This window comes from Micromonospora sp. C41, assembly GCF_018070485.1.
Classification (GTDB): domain Bacteria; phylum Actinomycetota; class Actinomycetes; order Mycobacteriales; family Micromonosporaceae; genus Micromonospora; species Micromonospora chalcea.
This window is the reverse complement of sequence record NZ_JAGPXP010000035.1, coordinates 17,645-31,179: the sequence shown is the minus strand read 5'-3', so window position 1 is coordinate 31,179 and position 13,535 is coordinate 17,645. Positions and strand designations below refer to the sequence as shown.

The following is a 13,535-nucleotide window of genomic DNA, read 5'->3' as shown; positions in this document are numbered from 1 at the left end:
GAAGGGGCCCCTTCTTAACAAGCGCGGCAGCCGGCGGGCGTCACGGCACGGAGCGGATCTTCACGACCAGGGCGCTGCCGAGCAGCGTGACCGCCGCGGTCACCGCGTACAGCGTCGGGTAGCCGCCGAGGTGCACGACGATCGGTGCGGACAGCGCCGGACCGAGCACCTGCGGCGCCGAGTTGGCAATGTTGATCACGCCGAGGTCCTTGGCCCGGTCGGTGGCGGCGGGCAGCACCTGCGTGATCAGCGCGGCGTCCACCGACAGGTAGACGCCGTACCCGGCGCCGAGCAGCAGCGCCGCGACGATCGCCATCGGCCAGGTGGGTGCCACCGCCAGTAGCGTCGCCGCCACCGCCATGATCAGCCCGGAGGCGATCACGAAGACCTTGCGCCGGCCGGAGCGGTCGGACATGCGCCCGGCGACCACGGCGGTCAGCATCATGCCGACCGTGTAGAGCAGGATCAGGATCAGCAGCGAGCCCTCGGGGTCGGCCACCCGTACCCCGTCGGTGAGGAAGTAGAGCAGGTAGAGCGTGCCCAGCGCGTTGCCGGTCTGCACCAGGAACCTGGTGAACCACGCCCAGGCGAAGTCGGGGTGGCGGCGCGGGCTGATCCACATCGAGGAGAACAGCGAGCGCAGCCGCAGCGGCGAGCGGTGCTCCCGGGGCAGGTGGTCGTCCTGGGTCAGCAGCGCGAACGGCAGCGACAGCAGCAGCACGGCGAGCGCGATCGCGGCGTACCCGGCGGCGTTGCCGGTCACCACGGCCGTCACCAGCACCGCGCCCAGCACCAGGCCCAGCGCCTGCGGGATGCCCACCCAGCCGGACACGCCGCCACGCTGCGCCACCGGCACCCGATCGGGGATCGCCGCGGTGAGGCTGGCCAGCATTGCGTTGAAGCAGACCTGCGCGGCCACCCAGGCCACCGCCACCCCGGCGATCGTGTTCTGCCGGGCCAGCAGCACCAGGGCGAGCGCGCCGATCACCGCGCCGAACGCGGTCCAGACGTGCCGGCGGCCGAAGTGGCGGTTGGCCAGCCGCAGCGAGGTGCGGTCGGACAGCGCGCCGGCGAGCGGGTTCGCCAGCACCGCGGCGAGCGCGCCGATGCCGGTGACCACCGCCAGCATCGCCTCCTTGTCGGCCGGCGCGATCCGTTCCACCTGCTGCGGCAACAGCACCTGGATCGGGGTGAAGAACGCCATCCAGACGCCCAGGTTGGCCGCGAAGATCAGCGCGATCCAGCTCCGCCGTACCGGCACCGTCGGTTCGGCGAGCGCCGCCGGCAGCGAGGCCGGCGTCGGGTTCACAGTGGTCACCGCCGGACCAGGTCCCGGAACCAGGCGTACGACGACTTCGGCGTCCGCCGCTGCGTGTCGAAGTCGACGTGCACCAGGCCGAACCGCTTGGTGAAGCCCTCGGCCCACTCCCAGTTGTCCAGCAGCGACCAGACGAAGTACCCGGTCACCGGCACGCCCTCGGCCATCGCCCCGCGCACCGCGCGGATGTGCCCGTCCAGGTACGCGATCCGCTCCGGGTCGTGCACCCGGCCGTCGGCGTCCGGCGCGTCGTCGTACGCGCAGCCGCTCTCGGTGATCTGGATCGGCGGCAGCGCGTCGCCGTACCGCCGGTGCAGTTGGAGCAGCAGGTCGCGCAGGCCGTCCGGGGCCACCGGCCAGTCGAACGCGGTACGCGGGTAGCCCTCCAGCGGCACGATGTCGAACGGCAGCGGAGAGCCCGCCTCGGGCGCCCGGATGGCGGTCGGGTTGTAGTAGTTGACCCCCAGCACGTCGATCGGCGCGGCCAGCACGTCCAGGTCGCCGTCACGGATCACCGCCGGGTCGAGGCCGGGAGCGTCCGGGTAGCCGCGCCCGAGCAGCGGATCGGTGAACAGGAGGTTGTGCAGCGCGTCGTACGCCGCGGCGGCGGCCCGGTCGGCGTCGGTGTCGCCGGCGACCCGCACCGGGGAGTAGTTGTTGGCGATCGCCACCGGGGACGTGGTGCGGGCGCGCAGCGCGGAGACCGCGAGACCGTGCCCGAGAAGCTGGTGGTGGGCCACCGGGAAGGCGTCGAACAGCAGCATCCGGCCGGGGGCGTGCACGCCCATGCCGTAGCCCATGCTCATGTGGATGAACGGCTCGTTGAGCGTGATCCAGAGCTTCACCCGGTCGCCGAGCCGGGCGGCGGCCAGGTCGGCGTACTCGGCGAAGCGCGCGGCGGTGTCCCGGTTCAGCCAGCCGCCGGCGTCCTCCAGCGGCTGCGGCAGGTCCCAGTGGAACAGCGTGGCGACCGGGTCCACCCCGGCGGCGAGCAGGCCGTCCACCAGCCGGTCGTAGAAGTCCAGCCCGGCGGCGTTGGCCGGGCCCGTGCCGTCCGGCTGGATCCGGGGCCAGGCGAGCGAGAACCGGTACGCGGACACCCCCAGCCCGGCCAGCAGCGCGGTGTCCTCGGCGTACCTGTGGAAGTGGTCGCAGGCCCGGTCGCCGCTGCTGGCGTCGGCGACCCGGCCCGGCTCGTGCGCGAACCTGTCCCAGATGGACGGACCGCGACCGTCGGCAGTGGTCGCGCCCTCGATCTGGTACGCGGAGGTGGAGACCCCCCAGCGGAAGCCGGCGGGGAACTCGGGCATCGGCGCGGTCGTCAAGGCACCCTCCAAGACATGAAGCGTGCTCGCGACTCTAGGGCTCGGCGGACCGCCGCGCCATAGGCCGAGATGACTGGGTGGCGCAAGGGAGTTCGGCGTGTCTTTTCCGAACCCGTCCGCTTAAGTCCGATTTACACATAGAGTGCCAAATATCGCGGATGTGATTTAAGTGGGGGAAAGATACTCATGATCCTCGTGGAACGAAGCGCGCACGTGGCGGCGCCGGTGGATGTGGTCTGGGACGTGGTGCAGCGCGCCGAGCAGCTGCCGGCCTGGCTGGCGGGAGTCCGCGCGGCCGAGGTCCTGTCCGGGGAGGGATTCGGGCGGCGGCAGCTGGTCCAGGCCGGACGCGGCGCCGCGCACGAGGCCGAGGTGATCGCCTTCCAGGAGCCGACCCTGATCGGCTGGCGCGAACGCGCGAAGGGTGCCGGCGCCCGAGCCGAGGCGCGCACCGAGATCTACGTCCAGCTGACCCCGGACGAGGAGGCCGGCGGCACCGTCGTACGGCTGATCGTCGTGCGGTGGCCCGCCGGACCCGTCAAGGCGGCCCTGCTCCGGCTCGGCCTGCGCCGGGTCGGCGCCGACCTGGAGGACTCGCTGGCCCGGCTGACCGACCTGGCCGCCGTCGGCTGACCGAGCCCAGTCCCGGCGTCGCCCGCGATGGTGACGGCCCGGCGTTCCCGCCAGGGACGCCGGGCCGTCGTTCTACCCGAGGTTGTTAAGAAGGGGCCCCTCCTCTACCGGAGGCGTTAAGAAGGGGCCCTTCCTTTCAGCTGTCGCCGCCGGTCTCGCCGACCGGGGCGGCGTTGACGTCGTCCAGCGCGTACTTGCGGGCCGCGTCGGCCGGCACGTGCGCCGGCACCACACCGCGCAGCGCGAGCTGGCGCAGCGTGGCCACCGCCACCGACTCGGCGTCCACGTGGAAGTGGCGGCGCAGCGCGTGCCGGGTGTCCGACATGCCGAACCCGTCGGTGCCGAGCGAGGTGTAGTCGCCGGGTACCCAGCGGGCGATCAGGTCCGGTACCGCGCGCATCCAGTCGCTGACCGCGACCTTCGGCCCGTCGGCGTCGGCCAGCTTCCGCGCGATGTACGGCACCCGCGGCTCCTCGCCCGGGTTGAGCAGGTTGTGCTCCTCGCACTGGACCGCGTCGCGGCGCAGCTCGGTCCAGGACGTCACCGACCACACGTCGGCGGCCACGCCCCAGTCCTCGGCGAGCAGCTGCTGGGCCTTGAGCGCCCACTGCATGCCGGTGCCGGAGGCGAGGATGTTCGCCTTCGGCGCGTCGTCGCCGACCTGCGGCGCGGGGGAGTAGCGGTGGATGCCCTTGACGATGCCCTCGACGTCCACGCCCTCCGGCTCGGCCGGCTGGAAGATCGGCTCGTTGTAGACGGTGAGGTAGTAGAAGATGTTCTCCTGCGCCTCGCCGTACATCCGGTGCAGGCCGTTCTCCACGATGTGCGCCAGCTCGAAGGCGAACGCCGCGTCGTAGGAGACCACCGCCGGGTTGGTGGCGGCGAGCAGCAGCGAGTGGCCGTCCTCGTGCTGCAGGCCCTCACCGTTGAGCGTGGTCCGGCCGGCGGTCGCGCCGAGCACGAAGCCCCGCGCCATCTGGTCCGCCGCCGCCCAGAACCCGTCGCCGGTGCGCTGGAAGCCGAACATCGAGTAGAAGATGTACAGCGGGATCATCGGCTCGCCGTGCGTCGCGTACGCCGTGCCGGCGGCGGTGAACGAGGCCACCGAACCGGCCTCGTTGATCCCCTCGTGCAGGATCTGGCCGGTGGTCGACTCCTTGTAGGACAGGAACAGGTCCCGGTCGACCGCGGTGTAGCGCTGGCCGTGCGGCGAGTAGATCTTCTGCGTCGGGAACAGCGAGTCCATACCGAACGTACGGGCCTCGTCCGGGATGATCGGCACCCAGCGCTTGCCGAACTCCTTGTCCTTCATGATGTCCTTGAGCAGGCGGACGAACGCCATCGTGGTGGCGACCTTCTGCTTGCCCGACCCGCGCTTGACGTCGGAGAACCGCTCGCTGCCCGGGATGGCCAGCGTCTTGCGGGCGGTGCTGCGCGTGGGCAGGTAGCCGCCGAGCTGCTGACGCCGGTCCTTCAGGTAGGTGATCTCGTCCGACTTCTCGCCCGGCGTGTAGTACGGCGGGAGGTACGGGTTCTCCTCCAGCTGCTTGTCCGGGATGTCCAGGTAGAGGCGGTCGCGGAAGAGCTTCAGGTCCTCCAGCGTCAGCTTCTTCATCTGGTGCGTGGCGTTGCGGCCCTCGAAGTGCGAGCCGAGCGTCCAGCCCTTGATCGTCTTGGCGAGGATCACCGTCGGCTGGCCGGTGTGCTCCATCGCCGCCTTGTAGGCCGCGTAGAGCTTGCGGTAGTCGTGGCCACCCCGCTTGAGGTTCCAGATCTCGTCGTCGGACAGGTGCTCGACCATCTTGCGGGTCCGCGGGTCGCGGCCGAAGAAGTGCTCCCGCACGTACGCCCCGGACTCCGCCTTGTAGGTCTGGTAGTCGCCGTCGGGCGTGGTGTTCATCAGGTTGACCAGCGCGCCGTCGGTGTCCGCGGCGAGCAGCGGGTCCCACTCCCGGCCCCAGACGACCTTGATGACGTTCCAGCCGGCGCCCCGGAAGAACGCCTCCAGCTCCTGCATGATCTTGCCGTTGCCGCGGACCGGTCCGTCCAGGCGCTGCAGGTTGCAGTTGATCACGAAGGTGAGGTTGTCCAGCTCCTCGCGGGCGGCCACGCCGATCGCGCCGAGCGACTCGACCTCGTCCATCTCGCCGTCGCCGAGGAACGCCCAGACGTGCTGCTGGGAGGTGTCCTTGATGCCCCGGTGCTGCAGGTAGCGGTTGAACCGCGCCTGGTAGATGGCGTTCAGCGGCCCGAGACCCATGGAGACGGTCGGGAACTCCCAGAAGTCCGGCATCAGCCGCGGGTGCGGGTACGACGGCAGCCCGCCACCGGGGTGCGACAGCTCCTGCCGGAACCCGTCGAGCTGGTTCTCGCTGAGCCGGCCCTCCAGGAACGCCCGCGCGTACATGCCGGGGGAGGCGTGGCCCTGGTAGAAGATCTGGTCGCCGCCGCCCGGGTGGTTCTTGCCCCGGAAGAAGTGGTTGAAGCCCACCTCGTAGAGCGACGCGGAGCTGGCGAACGTGGAGATGTGGCCACCGACGCCGATCTCCGGGCGCTGCGCCCGGTGCACCAGCATCGCGGCGTTCCACCTGATGTACGCCCGCAGCCGCCGCTCGACGTGCTCGTCACCCGGGAACCACGGTTCGCGCTCCGGCGGGATCGTGTTGATGTAGTCGGTGGTGGTCAGGGACGGCACCCCGACCTGCCGCTCGCGGGCCCGCTCCAGCAGGCGCAGCATGACGTACCGGGCTCGCTTTGTCCCGCGCTCGTCGATGACACCGTCGAGCGACTCGACCCATTCGCTGGTCTCTTCAGGGTCGATGTCCGGAAGCTGGCTCGGCAGACCAGCGGTGATCACCGGGCGCTTGCGTTCCGTAGCCACAGGCGTTCCCTCGGTTTCGTGTGGGATAGGTCTCTAGCGCCATCCTGCCCCCTGGTGGCGCGTGCCGTCACCTCTCCCACCCTCAGACGCGACGCTGAACACAGGTACCCATCAGTAACTTTGCGCGATCACCGGATGCGCTATCGGCGGGCGGGGCGGGGAACCGGGCACTGCGGCAGAATGCGCCGTATGCGCAGTGAGGTGATCACCGTCCGGACCGGCTCCCGGCCGACCGTCCGGGACATCACGAGCGAGGCCGAACGTTTCGTGTCCGGCGCCGGCGACGGCCTGCTGCACGTCTTCGTCCCGCACGCCACCGCCGGGCTGGCGATCATCGAGACCGGCGCCGGATCCGACGACGACCTGCTGCGGGCCCTGGACGACCTGCTTCCCACCGACGACAGGTGGCGGCACCGGCACGGCTCGCCCGGGCACGGACGCGACCACGTGCTGCCGGCGTTCGTGCCGCCGTACGCGACACTGCCGGTGCTCGACGGGCGGATCCAGCTCGGCACCTGGCAGTCGATCTGCCTGGTCGACACCAACGGCGACAACCCCGACCGCCAGGTGCGCTTCTCGTTCCTGCCCGGCTGACCGACGGCGCAGATAGTGGAGTACGTCAATTGTTGACTGGTCAAGTACAATCGACTGATGGCGCACTCCACTGTCTCCGCTGAGCAGCCCGGCCCGGGTGACCGGCCGGGCCTGGCCGGGGACACCGTGCGCCGGATCCTGCACGTCGCCGCCGCGCTGCGCCACCACCAGGACGAGGCGTTCGCCGACCTGGGGCTCACTCCGGCGGCCGCCCGCGCGCTGCACCAACTGGACCCGGACCGCCCGCTGCCGGCCCGCGACCTCGCCGAGCAGCTCGGCTGCGACAGGTCGAACGTCACCGGCCTGGCCGACCGGCTGGAGCGGGCCGGGCTGGTGGAACGACGCACCGACCCGGCCGACCGGCGGCAGAAGGCGCTCGTGGTCACCGAGCGCGGCCGGGAGGTCCGCGAGCGGGTCGCCCACGTCATGTCCGACCCCCGGCTGCTCGACGACCTGAGCACCGCCGAACTGGCCGCGCTACGTGAACTCGTCTTCAAGGTCTCCGACGGCGGCTGCCCGGAGGAGTGCGGCGAGGTCTGAGCCACGCCGGGCGGAACGTGTCCGACTGGGCGCGGCGGGCCCGAGTCGGTAATGCTGTCCGACGTGACCACCCCGCACGATCTCGACGACCGGCTCCGGGCCGAACTGGCCGCGCTCGGGGCGCCCGAGAAGCGGCGCGACCTGGGCGAGCGACTGCCCGACGGCGGGCCGCTGACCGGGGCGCAAGCGCTGGCCCTGTTCGACGCGCAACTGACCAGCCGGCTGCTCGACCTGGCCGGGCAGTGGCTGCACGGCTTCGGTGAGGGGTACCACACCATCGAGTCGGCGGGGCACGAGGGCAACGCCGCCGTGGCCGCCGCGCTGCGGCCGACCGACCCCGCGCTGCTGCACCACCGCTCCGGGGCGTTCTACTGCCTGCGCGCCGCCCAGGCCGCCGGCGCCTTCCCCACCGCCCCGCCGCCGGCCGTCCCGCCGACACCCGCCCCGGAGGCCGATCCCGACGCCGCCGTGGACGCCTCGCCCGATGCTGGTCCCGGCACCGTCGTCAACGGCTCGCCCAGTGCTGCTCCGCCGGCTGCCGCCGGCTCGCCCGGCAGCGCCGTTGACGGCTCGCCCGCCGCCGACGGCTCGCCCGGCACCGCTGCCCGCGCCGAGGTCCACGGCTCGTCCGGTGCCGTCCCCGGCACCTCGAGCGGCGTCTCGCCCGACGAGCCGGCCGCATCCTCCGCGCAGCGGGCCACCCCCGCCTCCTCGGCTGTCGCCCCCGCTCCGTCTGCTGTCATCCCGGACCCGGCGGCCGCCCCGGCCCTGCCGGCCGCCGTGCACGAATCGCACGACCTGCCCGCCCAGCGCGGCACCGGCCAGGATGCGCACATCAATCCCACCTCCCAGGAGCAACGTTCCACCCTCCGGGAGCCGGAGAGATCTTGGAACGAAAGTGCCCCTATAGGGGCCGTTTCGTACCAAGATCTCGAACGGCCGGGGGCGGGCGGCGAGGCGGGCAGCCTTCCCGTGGGAGCCTCGATCATGGTGGACGCGGACGGTGGCGCGACTGTCGGCGTACCCGATCTGCCGCCGCCTGCCCCCGACGACGCGTTCGCGGCGGCGGCGCGCGACGTGCTGCGCGGCATTGTCGCGTCCGTGGAGGAACCGGCCGCCGGAGGCCGGCAGAAGCTCTTCGGCCGCGCCGACCTCGCGGTCGTGCCGACCGCCGCGAACGCCGGCTCGCACCTGCCCCGCGCGGTCGGTCTGGGGCTGGCGCTGGAGCGGCTGCGCCGGGGCGCCCGGCCCGCGGACGGCGAGCCGGAAGCGGCGGCCTGGCCCGCGGACTCCGTGGTGGTCTGCTCCTTCGGCGACGCCTCGGTCAACCACGCCACGGTGACCGCCGCGCTCAACACGGCCGGCTGGTACGACCACACCGGCCTGCGTATCCCGGTGCTGTTCGTCTGCGAGGACAGCGGTGGCTCCGCCGACGGGTGGGTGGCGACGACGCTGCGGTCCCGGCCCGGCATCCGCTACTTCGCGGCCGACGGCACGGACGTGGCCGAGAGCTACCGGGTGGCGGCGGAGGCGGCGGCCTGGGTGCGCCGGCACCGCCGGCCCGCCGTGCTGCACCTGGGCGCGGTCCGGCTGATGGGCCAGGGTGACGCGGCCCGCGACCCGCTGCTGGCCACCGCGCGGCTGCTGGTCACCTCCGGGTACGCCGGGGGCGAGGAGCTGCTCAGCCGGTACGACGAGCGGGGCTGGCAGCTGCGCCGCATCGCCGAGGAGGCGCTGGACGAGCCGAAACTGGCGTCCGCTGTCGACGTCGTGCGGGAGCTGGCGCCGCGGCGGCCGGTCCGGGTGGCCCGGGCGGTGGCCGAGGCGGCGGAGCGGGCGGCCGGGCCGGGCGCCGGGGCGCGGGCGGAGGCGTTCGGCGGCAAACCGCCGGAGCTGACCGGGCCGCTGACGCTGGCGCAGAGCATCAACGCGGCGCTCGCCGACGGCATGCTCGACCACCCTCGGATGGCGGTGTTCGGCCGGGACGTGGCCGCCGGCGGCGGGGCGCACGGGGTGACCGAGGGGCTGCGGGACCGGTTCGGGGCGGCCCGGGTGTTCGACACGCCACGGGACGAGACCTCGATCCTCGGACTCGGGCTGGGCGCCGGCCTGGCCGGGATGCTGCCGGTGCCGGAGATCCGGTACCTGGCGTATCTGCACAGCGCCGAGGACCAGTTGCGCAGCGAGGCGGCCACCATGCGGTTCTTCTCCCGGGGCGCGTTCCGCAACCCGATGGTGGTGCGGGTGGCCGCGCTGGCGGGTGAGGACGGGCTCGGCGGCCACGCGCGCAACGACAACTCGGTGGCGGTGCTGCGGGACGTGCCGGGGCTCGTGGTCGCCGTGCCGGCGCGGCCGGACGACGCCGCGCCGATGCTGCGTACGTGCCTGGCCGCGGCCCGGGTGGACGGCAGCGTCTGCGTCTTCCTGGAGCCGGCCGCGCTCTATGACGCCCGTGACCTCTACGCCGACGGCGACGGCGAGTGGACGGCCGAGTACGCCGAGCCGGGCGCCTGGGCGGACCGGCACGTGCCGATCGGGCGGGCCCGCGTCTACGGGATCGGCTCGGCCGAGGACCTCACCATCATCACCTTCGGTAGCGGGGTGCGGATGTCGCTGCGCGCGGCGGCCACCCTCGCCGCGGAGGGCGTGGGCAGCCGGGTGGTGGATCTGCGCTGGCTGGCCCCGCTGCCGGTGGCCGACATCATCCGGGAGGCCTCGGCGACCGGCCGGGTGCTGGTGGTGGACGAGACGCGACGCTCCGGCGGGGTGGGCGAGGGCGTGGTGTCCGCGCTCGTCGACACCGGGTACGTCGGCGCCGCGCGCCGTGTGGCCGGACTTGACTCGTTTGTACCATTAGGTCCGGCCGCTCGTCAGGTTCTGGTCTCCGAGGAAGCCATCACCCAGGGTGCCCGTACGCTGCTGGCACGGTAAATTCCGTTCCACCCGGTGCGCCACTTGCGCGGCGAGCCGCAACTGTGTGGACTGGGCCCGACGGTGTCACCCGACGCCACGAGCAGGGATAGATGAGGAGGCACGCGACAGTGAGCGCGACCGCTGGCCAGGCCGACGGGGTACGCAGCCTGGCGGACCGGTTCGGTATCGAGCCGGGCATGGTCGTCATGGAGATGGGCTACGACGACGACGTCGACACCGATCTCCGGGACGCCCTGACCGACCGCTGTGGGGAACTCGTCGACGAGGACACCGACGAGGTGGTCGACGCGGTTCTGGTCTGGCACCGCGACGGCGACGGTGACCTCTTCGAGCTCCTCGTGGACGCCCTCGGGCCGCTCGCCGACAACGGCGTGGTCTGGCTCCTGACCCCGAAGGCCGGCCGCGACGGCCACGTCGAGCCGAGCGAGGTCGCGGAGAGCGCGCAGACCGCCGGCCTCCAGCAGACCTCCACCATCAACGCCGGCCGCGACTGGAGCGGAGCCCGCCTGGTCATGCGGCGCGGCTCCAAGAGCAAGAAGTAGGAGCGCACATGCCCGTCGAGGTTGGCGCCGAAGCGCCCGACTTCCTGCTCAAGGACCAGAACAACCAGGAGGTACGGCTCGCCGACTTCCGTGGCCGCAAGACCGTGCTGCTCGTCTTCTACCCGCTCGCCTTCACTGGCGTCTGCCAGGGCGAGCTGTCCGAGGTGCGGGACAACCTCGACGAGTACGCCAACGACGACGTCCAGGTGCTGACCGTCAGCGTCGACTCCGTGTACGCCCACAAGATCTGGGCCGAGCAGGAGGGCTTCCAGTTCCCGCTGCTCGCCGACTTCTGGCCGCACGGCGCGGTCGCCCAGGCGTACGGCGTCTTCAACGACGTCGCGGGCATCGCCAACCGGGGCACCTTCGTCATCGACAAGGCCGGTGTGGTCCGCTTCGCGGAGATGAACATGCCCGGCGAGGCGCGCGATCAGCAGGGCTGGCGCAAGGCGCTGGCCGAGGCCGCCGCTGCCTGAGTCCCACACCCAGGTACGTCGTTCGACCGGGCCGGAGGCGGGCAGGTAAGCTGGCCGCTCCGGCCCGCCGTACGGGCGTTCCGGGCGCGTAGCTCAGTGGGAGAGCACTCGCCTTACAAGCGAGGGGTCGCAGGTTCGAAACCTGCCGCGCCCACCTTTCACATCAGCGGGAACCGTCCCGAGAAGATCACTCCCCGGGGCGGTGACTCGACGGGCTCCACGTGTTAGATCCGTTGCCATTGATGCCGGGACCAGGGCGGCTGGGGTCCGGGAGAATGAGCCTGTGGCCTCTGACCAGGAAGCGCTTCCGCGCCTGCGGGAATGCCCTACCGGGCCGGCGCTGCATTACGCTGCCAGGCCACACCTCGCAGGACCGCTACCTCCCCCGAGCGGTTGCCGCAGACGTAACCCTCGCCTGCACTGCTCCTCGGAGGTGAGACGTGGCTACCGTGGACCCGGGTTTGCGGCCAGAGATGGTGCAACGAGAAGGCCGGGAAGCTTTCGAGCGGCTTCGCACGTACTCCATAATCGCTGTTCAGGCGGGTGTGGCCGCTGGATTGTCCTGGTTCATCGCCAGCGACGTGCTGCACAATCCACAGGCGTTGTTCGCCCCCGCCGCCTCGATCGGCACGGTCGCAGCAGCCCTCGGCAATCGGATCAGGCGAGCGGCGGAACTCATCGCCGGGGTGATCCTCGGGGTGGCGGCCGGGCAGTTGATCATCTTCGCCATCGGGACGGGGCCGATACAGATCGCCGTGATCGTGGCATTCGCGATCTCGTCGGTAGCCGTGATTCGCGGAGGCGGCGCCGTGATGGTGCACGCAGGAAGCACCGCGGTGCTGCTGGGGACGCTGACTGCGCAGCAATCCCACCTGGCTGTGGCGCGGACGGTCAACGCGTTGATCGGGGGTGCGACGGCCATCGCCGTGGCGTTGCTGATCCTGCCGGCCAACCCTGTGCGCGTCGTGCACCGCTCTGCCGGTCCGTCGCTGGATGTTTTCGCCCGTGCTCTCACGGCTGTCGCCGAGGCGTTGGATCGGCGTGAGGTTCAACAGGCCGACGACGCCTTGCAGCGCCTGATCGCGGTAGAGCAGGAAAGAGACAAGACGATCGAGATGGTCGCCGCGGCGGGGGAGATCGCGCTTCTCTCACCCTGGCGGTGGCGACGATTGGGCATCCTGCGCCGGTATCAGCGCGCCTCCGAGCACCTCCAATCCGCCTACTCCAACAGCCGCGAATTGGCGCACTGGGTCGTATCGGCGGTACGGCTGCGTGAACCCGTACCCGCCGGCCTCTCAGCGTCGATCGAGCACCTCGGCCAAGCGGTGCGGCTGCTGCATCGCGATTTCGTCGCCGGCCGAGAGCCCGACCTTGCACGCGCGCGGGCGCAACAGGCCATCGAGGAGGTCAACCAGGCCTGCGCCGAAAAGATCGGATTCTGCGAGATGGTCCTCATTTCCCGGCTGCGCCTTGCCATCAGCGACGTGCTTCAAGCGTCCGGACTGCCAAAGGCAGAGGCAAATCAGCAGGCGGGGTTGGCCGCCGACTCGAGCTGATTCAACAACAGGTGTTCTTGCCGCGTTGCGGAAGCCGCAGCCGCGACTAGCGGCGGACGACACGGGAGAGCAAGCGACAGCTCGCAGCTCCGAACCGGCCGCACCCGCCGCTCACGCCAGCCAAACCGCCGGTGCGGTGACGGCACGAGTAGCCCGTTGACGACCTGCAATGAGGTCAGGCGCTCCAGCCACCGACGCCACCGCTGCCGGTGTTGCCGCCGTCCGTCCGGTTCCGATGGTCGTCGAGCCTGCGGCGGGCCTCGGCGGATGCCTGGAGGTCACGCACCTGGCCGCCGTCGACTGGTGTCTTCCGGCTATGGCGCCACAGTGCGACCGCAGCGACGGCCGCCGCGATGATGATCAGAACGATGAGCCAGCGCACTTCGACCTCCCTGGGTGAGATGCCTGCCCCCACTGTGAGGCAGCCGGTCAAGGCTGGTTCCAGGGCGCCTCGACAACGAATGAGCCGCCGGAGATCAGGCTCGGAGCCGTACCCTCCGGGGCTGTGGAACTGGACGATGCATCGTGGGGCAGGGCACTGGTCCTCGTTCGGGAACTGCGCGACCCCGCCATTCCTGACGTCGAGGGGTTCGGGGCGACCGACCTGCGCCCTGTTGACCTTCATGCGAGGATCTGAGGTGTGATTCTCCACCGAAGGGGCAGTGCCTCGTAGGCAGCCCCAGCCCCGATCACTTCGCCGCCGCGTGCGCATCACGCGAAGCCCGTGGGCCCGTTA

At 71.5% G+C, this 13,535-nt stretch carries 12 protein-coding genes and 1 tRNA gene; 9 read left to right on the top strand and 4 right to left on the bottom strand.

Translation table 11 applies throughout. The features are described 5' to 3' along the window. Positions 1 to 40: 40 nt before the first annotated feature. A complete protein-coding gene (locus KBX43_RS26980) occupies positions 41 to 1,318 on the bottom strand; it encodes an MFS transporter (protein WP_043329208.1) in 1,278 nt (425 codons plus the stop codon). Then, a complete protein-coding gene (locus KBX43_RS26975; RefSeq protein WP_210887819.1) occupies positions 1,315 to 2,628 on the bottom strand; it encodes a GH1 family beta-glucosidase in 1,314 nt (437 codons plus the stop codon). The genes KBX43_RS26980 and KBX43_RS26975 overlap by 4 nt, the downstream gene beginning before the upstream one ends. Positions 2,629 to 2,829: 201 nt before the next feature. On the opposite strand from KBX43_RS26975, the gene KBX43_RS26970 reads away from it, so the two are divergent. After that, positions 2,830 to 3,276, top strand: coding sequence for an SRPBCC domain-containing protein (locus tag KBX43_RS26970; RefSeq protein WP_030503643.1), 447 nt, complete (start codon positions 2,830 to 2,832; stop codon positions 3,274 to 3,276). A 136-nt stretch (positions 3,277 to 3,412) separates the two neighbouring features. Here KBX43_RS26970 and aceE read toward each other — a convergent pair whose 3' ends face one another. Next, positions 3,413 to 6,157: a pyruvate dehydrogenase (acetyl-transferring), homodimeric type gene (aceE, locus tag KBX43_RS26965; RefSeq protein WP_043329212.1), complete on the bottom strand. Its 2,745-nt coding sequence runs from the start codon at positions 6,155 to 6,157 to the stop codon at positions 3,413 to 3,415. Positions 6,158 to 6,346: 189 nt separating this feature from the next. Here aceE and KBX43_RS26960 point away from each other — a divergent pair, with 189 nt between their 5' ends. The 7 genes from KBX43_RS26960 to KBX43_RS26930 all read left to right on the top strand — a co-directional run bounded on the left by KBX43_RS26960 (position 6,347) and on the right by KBX43_RS26930 (position 12,799). Continuing rightward, a complete protein-coding gene (locus tag KBX43_RS26960) occupies positions 6,347 to 6,751 on the top strand; it encodes a secondary thiamine-phosphate synthase enzyme YjbQ (protein WP_197494962.1) in 405 nt (134 codons plus the stop codon). A 57-nt stretch (positions 6,752 to 6,808) separates the two neighbouring features. Then, positions 6,809 to 7,291 (top strand): MarR family winged helix-turn-helix transcriptional regulator, encoded by a 483-nt coding sequence (locus KBX43_RS26955; protein WP_064448237.1) that lies wholly within the window; start codon positions 6,809 to 6,811, stop codon positions 7,289 to 7,291. Positions 7,292 to 7,342: 51 nt separating this feature from the next. Next, on the top strand, positions 7,343 to 10,222 hold the full coding sequence (locus KBX43_RS26950; protein WP_247677771.1) for a transketolase C-terminal domain-containing protein: 2,880 nt from the start codon (positions 7,343 to 7,345) through the stop codon (positions 10,220 to 10,222). Between the two features lie 110 nt (positions 10,223 to 10,332). Then, positions 10,333 to 10,767, top strand: coding sequence for a DUF3052 domain-containing protein (locus KBX43_RS26945; protein ID WP_013287823.1), 435 nt, complete (start codon positions 10,333 to 10,335; stop codon positions 10,765 to 10,767). An 8-nt stretch (positions 10,768 to 10,775) separates the two neighbouring features. Beyond that, entirely contained in the window at positions 10,776 to 11,243 is a 468-nt protein-coding gene (locus tag KBX43_RS26940; protein WP_043329219.1) for a peroxiredoxin, read from the top strand. 82 nt (positions 11,244 to 11,325) lie between these two features. Further along, positions 11,326 to 11,397: transfer RNA gene (locus KBX43_RS26935), tRNA-Val, on the top strand. 286 nt (positions 11,398 to 11,683) lie between these two features. Beyond that, entirely contained in the window at positions 11,684 to 12,799 is a 1,116-nt protein-coding gene (locus KBX43_RS26930; RefSeq protein ID WP_307851596.1) for an FUSC family protein, read from the top strand. 175 nt (positions 12,800 to 12,974) lie between these two features. Here the strand turns inward: KBX43_RS26930 and KBX43_RS26925 are convergent, their stop codons facing one another. Continuing rightward, a complete protein-coding gene (locus KBX43_RS26925) occupies positions 12,975 to 13,181 on the bottom strand; it encodes a hypothetical protein (RefSeq protein WP_043329221.1) in 207 nt (68 codons plus the stop codon). A 123-nt stretch (positions 13,182 to 13,304) separates the two neighbouring features. Here KBX43_RS26925 and KBX43_RS31975 point away from each other — a divergent pair, with 123 nt between their 5' ends. Next, positions 13,305 to 13,436, top strand: coding sequence for a hypothetical protein (locus tag KBX43_RS31975; protein WP_255358637.1), 132 nt, complete (start codon positions 13,305 to 13,307; stop codon positions 13,434 to 13,436). The last annotated feature ends 99 nt before the right edge of the window (positions 13,437 to 13,535 follow it).

Bases quoted from the DNA above. Each gene is read 5' to 3' on its own strand.
- KBX43_RS26975 (WP_210887819.1), bottom strand. From the start codon at position 2,628: ATGCCCGAGTTCCCCGCCGGCTTCCGCTGGGGGGTCTCCACCTCCGCG.
- KBX43_RS26940 (WP_043329219.1), top strand. From the start codon at position 10,776: ATGCCCGTCGAGGTTGGCGCCGAAGCGCCCGACTTCCTGCTCAAGGAC.
- KBX43_RS26960 (WP_197494962.1), top strand. From the start codon at position 6,347: ATGCGCAGTGAGGTGATCACCGTCCGGACCGGCTCCCGGCCGACCGTC.
- KBX43_RS26970 (WP_030503643.1), top strand. From the start codon at position 2,830: ATGATCCTCGTGGAACGAAGCGCGCACGTGGCGGCGCCGGTGGATGTG.
- KBX43_RS26955 (WP_064448237.1), top strand. From the start codon at position 6,809: ATGGCGCACTCCACTGTCTCCGCTGAGCAGCCCGGCCCGGGTGACCGG.
- KBX43_RS26950 (WP_247677771.1), top strand. From the start codon at position 7,343: ATGCTGTCCGACGTGACCACCCCGCACGATCTCGACGACCGGCTCCGG.